The sequence below is a fragment of the Nocardioides sp. NPDC057577 genome, from assembly GCF_042801335.1.
Taxonomy (GTDB): Bacteria; Actinomycetota; Actinomycetes; order Propionibacteriales; family Nocardioidaceae; genus Nocardioides.
In genome coordinates, this window is sequence record NZ_JBHVGB010000226.1 from 1 (window position 1) to 6736 (window position 6736).

A 6736-nucleotide genomic window follows, 5' to 3' on the forward strand; every position below is an offset into this window, starting at 1 on the left:
GTCTCCTGTCGCGCTCGATTGGACCGTGTTGGTCTCGACACGACGTCGTTCGTCCCTCACGACGTCGGCTCGACCGACGGGGGCGGCTCGACCAGCGGGGGTGAATCGAGCGGCGAACGCACGCGAGGCCTCGGCGAAGCGACGGGCGAGGTGCGGATGGCCGGCCCAGTGCACATGGAGGTACGACGCGTGGACGGTGTCGCTGCTGAAGCCGGTCGGCGTGCCGTCGACGGTCCAGGCCGCCTGGGCACCGGCCGCGGGCGAGGTGGTGGTGCGGTGGAACTCGTGGCCGGTGACCTGCTCGCCGGCGCGGGTGAGCAGGGAGTCGGAGGCAGCGGTGGCCACCGGGTAGCGAAGCGTGAGTCGCTCGCTCATCGCGGCGTGGGCGGGGATGGCGCCGGCCATCGATACGCCGTCGAGGGACTCGGCCAGATAGAGGAGCCCGGCGCACTCGGCGACCGTCGGGGTCCCGGCCTCGACGGCGGCCCGGAGGTCGCGGAGGAGGCTGTGGTTGGCGGCGAGGTCGGCGGCGTACATCTCCGGGAAGCCTCCGCCCAGGTAGATCCCGCTCGTCCCCTCGGGAAGCGCGGGATCGGTGAGCGGGTCGAAGGAGCGTACGTCGCAGCCTGCCGCCTCCAGGAGCTCCTCGGTCTCGGGGTAGCGGAACGTGAACGCCCGCCCACCCGCGACCGCGATCACGGGACGCACTGTGTTGGTCTCGACACGCCCAGCGGTGGGCCCGCTGGTTGAGCCGGCGTCGTGAGGTACGAACGACGCCGTGTCGAAACCAACACGGTCGGCTTCGCGCAACGCCAGCAACGGATCCCACGGAGCATCATCGAGCCCGGGCGCCGAACGGGCGACCTCCAGCAAGGCACCCAGGTCCAGGTGGGCGGCAACCTGCTCACCCAGCCGCTCGATCAGCGCGACCGACTCGTCGCGCTCGGCGACCGGGACGAGCCCCAGGTGGCGCGACGGGGTGGCCAGCGACTCATCACGCGGCAGGAGACCGAGCACCGGCAGGCCGACCTGCTCCAGCGCTCGCCGGATCTCCTCGGCGTTCCGCCCGGGCGAGCAGCGGTTGAGCACGACTCCCCCGATGCGTACGGACGGGTCGAAGGCGGCCATCCCGGCGGCGATCGCGGCGGCGGAGCGGGACATCCGGGCGACGTCGAGGACCAGGACCACCGGCGAGGACGTCAGCGAGGAGACATGGGCGGTGGAGGCGAAGCCGTCGGTGCCGAGGCGGCCGTCGTAGAGGCCCATGACACCTTCGATGATCGCCACGTCCGCCCCGGCGGCGCCGTGGAGGAGCAGCGGCACGACCCGCGACTCCCCCACCAGATGAGGGTCGAGGTTTCGCCCCGGCCGCCCGGTGGCGAGCGCGTGGTAGCCCGGGTCGATGTAGTCCGGGCCGACCTTGTGACCGCTGACCTCGTGCCCGGCGGAACGCAGCGCCGCCATCAGCCCGGTGGCGATCGTCGTCTTCCCCGACCCTGTCGAGGGAGCCGCGACCACCAGCCGGGGCAGGGTCACCATTCGATGCCCCGCTGGCCCTTCTGGCCGGCGTCCATCGGGTGCTTGATCTTGGTCATCTCGGTGACCAGGTCCGCCACCTCGAGCACGGCGGGGTCGGCATCGCGGCCGGTGATCACGACGTGCTGGCGCCCCGGCCGCTCGGAGAGCACGGAGGCCACCTCCTCGGCGTCGACCCAGCCCCACTTGATCGGGTAGGTGAACTCGTCGAGGACCAGCAGGTCGTACGTCTCCGCGGCCAGGCACCGCTTGATCTCGGCCCAGCCCTCGGCGGCGGCCGCGGCGTGGTCCTCGGCCTCCCCCTGCTTGCGGCTCCAGGACCAGCCCGAGCCCATCTTGTGCCAGTCGACCGGCCCGCCCTCGCCGGTCTCCTCGTGCAGCGTCCCGAGGCGCTCGAGCACGGTCTGCTCGCCGATGCGCCACTTGGCCGACTTCACGAACTGGAAGACCCCGATCCGCCAGCCCTGGTTCCAGCCGCGCAGCGCGAGCCCGAAGGCGGCCGTCGACTTCCCCTTGCCCGGCCCGGTGTGGACCATCACCAGCGGCCGGTTGCGGCGCTGGCGGGTGGTGAGCCCGTCGTCGGGTACGTTCAGCGGCTGTCCCTTGGGCATCAGGCTGCTCCCTTCCCGCTGGTGGTGTAGCCGTGCACCGCGGAGGTCAGCGCCTCGGCGCTCACCTCGGCGACCGGCACGTGCTCGGCGCCCAGGTGCTCGGCCAGCCGGCGGGCCAGCCCGAGCCGCATCGGCCCGCTCTCGGAGTCGATGACGACGGTCGTGACACCGAGACCGGCGACGTACGCGGCGGCCTGCTGCGAGCGCGCGACCGCGCCCTTCCCGTGGGCTTTGGAAGTGGCGCGACCGTCGGTGACGACCACCAGCAGCGGCCGCAGATCGGGGTCGCGCAGGTGCTCGCGCTGGAGCACGCGGGCGGCCTCGAGGAGGCCTTCGGCCAGCGGCGTACGTCCTCCGGCGGGGATCTCGTCGAGACGGACCGCCGCGAGGTCGACCGAGCTCGTCGGCGGCAGCACCAGCTCGGCGCCCTCACCGCGGAACGTGATCATCCCGACCTTGTCGCGGCGCCGGTAGGCGTCCAGCAGCAGCGAGAGGACCGCGGCCTTGACCTGCGCCATCCGCTTGCGCGCGGCCATCGAGCCGGAGGCGTCCACGCAGAAGAGCACCAGGTTGGCCTCGCGGCCCTCGCGAATCGCGGTCCGCAGGTCCTCGGAGCGCAGCTCGACCTTGGCCGAGGTGCGCGAGCGGGCGCTCTGCTTGCCTGCGGCCGCCTTGAGCGTCTCGACGAGGTGGAGTGATCCGCGGGTGCTGACGCTGGCGCCGATCCGGCGGCCGCTGCTGCCGATCGCCTTGCTCCGGCCGCCGGTGCGGCCCGTACCGAGGCCCGTCACGGTCAGGAGGCGTGGGCGGTAGGCCGGGGCTGCGGCGGTGACGGACTCGCCTGCGGGAGCGGAGGGACTCTGTGGCTGGTCGGGTGCGTCATCGGCTGTGTTGGTCTCGACACCGCTCGCTTCGCTCGCGGGCTCGACCGACGGTGGCTGATCGGTCGAGCCGTCCCCATCGCTGGTCGAGCCGCCGGAGCCGCTAGGCGGAGGCGTGTCGAGACCAACAGAGTCGTCAGCGCCACCTTCATCCGAGTCCCCGCCCTCCGGCGGCTCGGGCGGCAGCTCCTCGTCGCCGAGGATGCGGTCGAGCAGGTCCTCGTCGAGCCCGGGAGCGTCGAAGGGGTTGCGTCGGCGGCGGTGCGGGAGGGCCAGCAGGGCGGCGCGGCGGATGTCTGCGCGGGTGACCTCGGAGCGCCCGGCCCAGGCCGCGTGTGCGACCGCGGTGCGGGCGGTGACGATGTCGGCGCGCAGCCCGTCGACCTCGAACGCCGCGCAGACCTCGGCGATCTTGAGCAGCCCCGGCGCGGTGAGCCGGACCTTCCCGACGAGGGCGCGCGCGGTGGAGACCCGAGCGGTCAGGTCTCGCTCGGCGGCCAGATAGCGCTCGACGAACCCGGGCGCGTCCAGGTCGAAGGCCATCCGACGGCGTACGACCTCCGCCCGAAGGTAAGGATCCCGGGGGGCGGCGACCTCGACGGTGAGCCCGAAGCGGTCCAGCAGCTGCGGTCGCAGCTCGCCCTCCTCGGGGTTCATGGTGCCGATCAGTACGAACCGGGCGGCGTGCTCGACCGAGACGCCGTCCCGCTCGACGCTGACCCGGCCCATCGCCGCCGCGTCCAGCAGCAGGTCGACGAGGTGGTCGTGGAGCAGGTTGACCTCGTCGACGTAGAGCAGGCCGCGGTGTGCCCGCGCGAGCAGCCCCGGCTCGAACTCGACCGCGCCGCGCGACAGCGCGCTCTCCAGATGGAGCGAGCCGACGACGCGGTCCTCGGTGGCCCCGACCGGGAGCTCGACCAGCCGCACCGGCCGGCTCTCCACGACGGCGGCGGACCCGAAGGGACCGTCCGGCGACTCCGCGGAGGGGTCGGCGGGGTCGATCGAGAACCTGTCCCCGGCGTAGACCGAGATCGAGGGCAGCACGGCCGCCAGACCGCGTACGGCCGTCGACTTCGCGGTCCCCTTCTCGCCACGGACCAGTACCCCGCCGATCTCCGGGGAGATGGTGGTCAGCACGAGCGCGAGGCCCATGTCGTCGAGGTCGTCCGCCTGGCAGCCGAGGACGGCAGAAAATGGGTAGTGCACCGGCATGAGAGGCTCCCGCTCCCTATCGCGTTGGATGGATGGACGCGAGGCCGGTCTTCGGACTTGTCGAGTCCCCGTGAGGGGGCTCGATTCACCGCAGCGGGCCTGTGCCGGAATCTCACCGGCTTCCCAGATTCTCCCCAGTCGGGGCACCTCGCGCCTGTGCGGTCACTGTAGCGTCTGGCCTCATGATCGTCGTGGTGGGCATCGGTGCCGGAGGTTGGGACGAGATCCCCGTACGTCACCAGCAGCTGATCCGGGAGTCGGCCGTCCTCCTCGGCGGCAAGCGTCATCTCGACCTCGTCCCGGATGCCCCCGGCCAGCGGCGCGAGCCCTGGCCGTCGCCGCTGCGCGAGGGGCTCCCGGCGCTCCTCGAGTCGCTGCCGGACGACTCCCCCGTCGTCGCTCTGGCCTCGGGCGACCCGCTGGTCTCCGGCATCGGGACGACCCTGATCTCGCTCCTAGGTCGGGAGAACGTACGTATCGAGCCGGCCGTCTCCTCCGTCGCCCTCGCCCGCGCCCGGATGGGCTGGGCGGCCGAGACGTGCGTGGTCGTCAGCCTCGTCGGCCGCGACGTGTCACTGGTCGCGCGCGAGCTCGCTCCCGGCCGCCGGATCCTTGCGCTCTCCTCCGACGAGTCGACTCCTGCCGCACTCGCGGAGCTCTTGGTCACAACCGGTTTCGGAGCCTCGACCATGACCGACCTGGGCGATCTGGGAGCGGAGTCGGAGAGCAGGCGCTCCGCGACGGCATCGACCTGGTCCGGCGAGTCGCCGCGGCTCAACATCGTGGCCATCGAGTGCGTCGGCGCCTCACTCCTCGGCTGGGCCGCGGGTCTTCCCGACGACGTCTTCGAGAACGACGGCCAACTGACCAAGCGTGACCTGCGGGCCTCGGCCCTGGCGCGACTGGCCCCCACGCCCGGGGCGCACCTGTGGGACGTCGGCGCCGGTGCCGGCTCGGTCGGGATCGAGTGGATGCGGGCGCATCCGACCTGCACCACGACCGCGATCGAAGGCAGCTCCGAGCGGGCGGCCAGGATCGCCCGCAACGCCGCCCGGCTCGGGGTTCCGGGACTGAACGTGGTCGAGGGCCGTGCACCCGATGCCCTGGCCGGCCTCCCTGCCCCGGATGCGATCTTCATCGGCGGCGGCGCGACCCGCCCCGGCGTGCTCGACACCTGCCTCGCCGCCCTGCGCCCCGGCGGGCGCCTGGTGGTCCACGGCGTCACGCTGGAGACCGAGCAGCTCCTGGCGCGACAGCACGCCGAGCTGGGCGGCGAGCTGACCCGGATCTCGGTGGAGTCCGTCGACGCGATCGGCACCTTCCGCGGCTGGGCACCCCAGCGCACGGTCGTGCAGTGGTCCTACAGCGCGCGCCAGCGCTCGCGAGGTGTCGATCCGGTCAGTGGCCCGGAGATACTGACGGACTAGCCGAACTTCTCCTCGTGGACCACCGTCGAGAGCGGCGAGCGGTGGCGCCAGCCGAAGCGCTCGAGGTCGGGGACGTCGGGGAGGTCGGCGACGGGCCCGACGCAGAGCCAGGCGACGGGACGTACGCCCTCGGGCATGCCGACCAGGTCCCGCAGGAACTCCTCACGGTAGAAGCTGACCCAGCCGACGCCGAGTCCTTCGGCGGTGGCCGCCAGCCAGAGGTTCTGGATGGCGCAGACGACTGAGTAGAGGCCGGCGTCGGCGATGGCGTGGCGGCCGAGGACGTTGGGCCCGCCGCGGGTCGGGTCGTAGCCGACCACGATGCCCAGCCCGGACTCGCGGATGCCCTCGATCTTGATCCTGGAGAAGGTCTCGGCCCGCTCGCCGGCCAGGGTCGCGGCGAAGGTGTCACGCTCGGTCGCGACGTGGGCGTGGAAGCGCTCGAGGCGGTCGGTGTCGCGTACGAGCACGAAGTCCCAGGGCTGCGACATGCCGACGCTCGGGGCGGCGTGGGCTGCGGAGAGGAGCCGGTCGAGCACAGCAGGATCGACGGGGTCGCCGGTGAACTCCGCACGCGTGTCCCGGCGGCGGTTGATGGCGTCGTAGAGGTCCATCAGGCACGCGCCTCCAGGTTTCGCGGGCGGGCCGCGTCGTAGAGGAACGACTCGCCCCCGTCGCGGGCCAGCGCGGGCCCGGCGAGGATCACGGCGGCCTGTCGCAGGCCGGCCTCCTCGACGGCGTCGGCGATCGTGGAGACCGTCCCGCGCAGGACCAGCTCGTCGGGCTGGCTGGCACGGTAGACGACCACGACCGGGCACTCGGGGCCGTAGTAGGGCACCAGCTCGGCCATCAGCTCGCGGGCGCGCCGGATCGCGAGATGGAGCACGAGCGTGGCCCCGGTCGCCGCGTACGCAGCCAGAGACTCCCCTTCCGGCATGGCCGTCGACCGGGCCTGCGTCCGGGTGAGGACGACCGACTGCGCCACCAGCGGGACGGTGAGCTCCCGTCCCACGAGCGCGGCCGCCGCCGCGTAGGCGGGCACGCCCGGCGTGACGTCCCAGGGCACCCC

6 protein-coding genes and 1 riboswitch are annotated in these 6736 nt (G+C 72.8%); of the genes, 1 reads left to right on the forward strand and 5 read right to left on the reverse strand.

Features of this window, described 5'->3' with window-relative positions; translation table 11 throughout:
• The 3 genes from ACFU7D_RS27180 to ACFU7D_RS27190 all read right to left on the reverse strand — a co-directional run.
• On the reverse strand, positions 1–1539 hold a 1539-nt coding region (locus ACFU7D_RS27180; protein ID WP_378873230.1), incomplete at its 3' end, for a cobyrinate a,c-diamide synthase.
• Positions 1533–2147 (reverse strand): cob(I)yrinic acid a,c-diamide adenosyltransferase, encoded by a 615-nt coding sequence (gene cobO, locus ACFU7D_RS27185; RefSeq protein ID WP_378873232.1) that lies wholly within the window; start codon positions 2145–2147, stop codon positions 1533–1535. The genes ACFU7D_RS27180 and cobO, both read right to left, overlap by 7 nt.
• The gene (locus ACFU7D_RS27190) at positions 2147–4240 is read right to left on the reverse strand and encodes a VWA domain-containing protein (protein WP_378873234.1); all 2094 of its coding nucleotides are present in this window, start codon (positions 4238–4240) and stop codon (positions 2147–2149) included. The genes cobO and ACFU7D_RS27190 overlap by 1 nt, the downstream gene beginning before the upstream one ends.
• A gap of 24 nt (positions 4241–4264) precedes the next feature.
• Positions 4265–4406, reverse strand: a riboswitch (cobalamin riboswitch).
• Between the two features lie 16 nt (positions 4407–4422).
• Here ACFU7D_RS27190 and cbiE point away from each other — a divergent pair.
• Complete coding sequence (gene cbiE, locus ACFU7D_RS27195; protein WP_378873235.1) at positions 4423–5667, forward strand: precorrin-6y C5,15-methyltransferase (decarboxylating) subunit CbiE; 1245 nt, start codon at positions 4423–4425, stop codon at positions 5665–5667.
• On the opposite strand, the gene bluB is transcribed toward cbiE, so the two are convergent.
• Together bluB and ACFU7D_RS27205 are read right to left on the reverse strand one after the other, a co-directional pair.
• Positions 5664–6281 (reverse strand): 5,6-dimethylbenzimidazole synthase, encoded by a 618-nt coding sequence (gene bluB, locus ACFU7D_RS27200; protein WP_378873237.1) that lies wholly within the window; start codon positions 6279–6281, stop codon positions 5664–5666. The genes cbiE and bluB overlap by 4 nt on opposite strands.
• Positions 6281–6736, reverse strand: a 456-nt coding sequence (locus ACFU7D_RS27205) for an SAM-dependent methyltransferase (protein WP_378873239.1), incomplete at its 5' end; no start/stop codon positions are given. The genes ACFU7D_RS27205 and bluB, both read right to left, overlap by 1 nt.

Bases quoted from the DNA above. Each gene is read 5' to 3' on its own strand.
- cobO (WP_378873232.1), bottom strand. From the start codon at position 2,147: ATGCCCAAGGGACAGCCGCTGAACGTACCCGACGACGGGCTCACCACC.
- ACFU7D_RS27190 (WP_378873234.1), bottom strand. From the start codon at position 4,240: ATGCCGGTGCACTACCCATTTTCTGCCGTCCTCGGCTGCCAGGCGGAC.
- cbiE (WP_378873235.1), top strand. From the start codon at position 4,423: ATGATCGTCGTGGTGGGCATCGGTGCCGGAGGTTGGGACGAGATCCCC.
- bluB (WP_378873237.1), bottom strand. From the start codon at position 6,281: ATGGACCTCTACGACGCCATCAACCGCCGCCGGGACACGCGTGCGGAG.